Annotated in this window: 1 protein-coding gene; it reads left to right on the forward strand. The window is 72.2% G+C overall.

Annotated features, from left to right (window positions below):
- Window positions 1-41 precede the first annotated feature (41 nt).
- Window positions 42-1,695: serine/threonine-protein kinase (locus tag F3T56_RS45125; RefSeq protein WP_149831259.1), on the forward strand; the 1,654-nt coding region annotated here is incomplete at its 3' end.

The following is a 1,695-nucleotide window of genomic DNA, read 5'->3' on the forward strand; positions in this document are numbered from 1 at the left end:
GGGGGAGGGGCGGGTCCGTACGGACGGGGGCATCGTTGGCGATGGCGGACACCAGGCTGATCCAGGGCCGGTACCGGCTGCTCGATCTGATCGGGCGCGGCGGTATGGGCGAGGTCTGGCGCGCGAGAGACGAGTCGCTGGGCCGGCAGGTCGCGGTCAAGTGCCTCAAGCCCATCAACACCCAGCCCGACCAGTCGTTCACCCGTGTCCTGCGGGAACGGTTCCGGCGCGAGGCGCGCGTGGCCGCCGCCCTCCAGCACCGGGGGGTGACCGTCGTCCACGACTTCGGCGAGTCCGACGGAGTGCTCTTCCTCGTCATGGAGTTATTGGAGGGCCGCAACCTCAGCCAGCTCCTGGAGGACAACAAGCACCATCCGCTGCCCGTCGCCGACGTCGTCGAGATTGCCGACCAGGTGGCCTCCGCCCTCGCGTACACCCATCAACAGGGCATTGTGCACCGCGATTTGAAGCCAGCGAACATCATGTGGCTCACGGACGGCACCGTGAAGATCTGCGACTTCGGCATAGCCCGTCTCGGCCGTGACGTCAGCTTCACCTCCCGTCTCACCGGCACCGGCATCGCGATGGGCACCCCGCACTACATGTCCCCGGAGCAGATCAGCGGCGGGCAGGTCGACCAGCGCAGCGATCTGTACTCGTTCGGGTGCGTCCTCTACGAGATCGCGACCGGGGTACCGCCGTTCGACCTCGACGACGCCTGGGCGGTCCTCATGGGCCACCGCGACACCCCGCCACGGCCACCGCGCAGCCATCGGGAGGAGGTGCCCGAGTACTTGGACCGGATCATCCTTGACCTGCTGGCCAAGCAGCCCGAGGAACGGCCGTACGACGCCCGCGAGTTGGGTCGCCGGGTCGGCGAGGGGCGTACGGCGACCGGCGCGGCCCCGGCCCATGTGCGCACGGTCGTCCCGCCGCCTGCGGAGCCGGACGCCGAACCCGTACGGGCACGCCCCGACCGGTCGTCGCCGCGTGAGCCCCGGCTGCCCTCCTGGACCCGTGGCATGACCACCGGCCACAAGGCCGCCGGAACCGGCCTCGGCGGCCTCACCCCGCCGGACGCCTCGGCCGGTCTCACCGGAGAGTGGATCGCCCGCCCCGTCACCGGCCCCGCCGAAGAGCCCGTACGCGCCGAACGGCCCACCCCGTCACCGGAGTTGATCAGCACCCTGGCCGGGCGGCACAACGCGGGCCTGAGCCTCGGACGTCTCGGCCGCTGGACGGAGGCCGGTGAGGTGCACCGGGCGGTGGCCGTCGAGCGTGAACACGCCCTCGGTCCCGAGCACCCCGACACCCTCGCCAGCCGCTTCGAGGTCGGCTTCACCCTCAGCCGCACCAGCCGTCCCGCCGACGCGCTGCGCGAGTTCGCCCACGTCGCCCGCACCCGGGAGCGCGTCCTCGGCCCGGCGCACCCCGACACGCTCGCCGCCCGGCAGGAAATGGCCTACGTCCTCGGCCAGTTGGGCCGCCACTTCGAGGCCCATCAGGCGTACACGTCCGTCCTCGCCGCCCGCGAACGCCTCGCGGGCCCCGACCACCCGGACACCCTGCGCTGCCGCCACAACCTCGCCTTCAACCTCAGCAGGCTCGGGCGCCTGGAGGACTCGTACCGGATGGCGAGCGAGGTCGCCGCCGCCCGCGCACGCGTCCTCGGCGCGAACCACCCCGACACCCTCG

Source organism: Streptomyces tailanensis, from assembly GCF_008386495.1.
GTDB classification, from domain to species: domain Bacteria; phylum Actinomycetota; class Actinomycetes; order Streptomycetales; family Streptomycetaceae; genus Streptomyces; species Streptomyces tailanensis.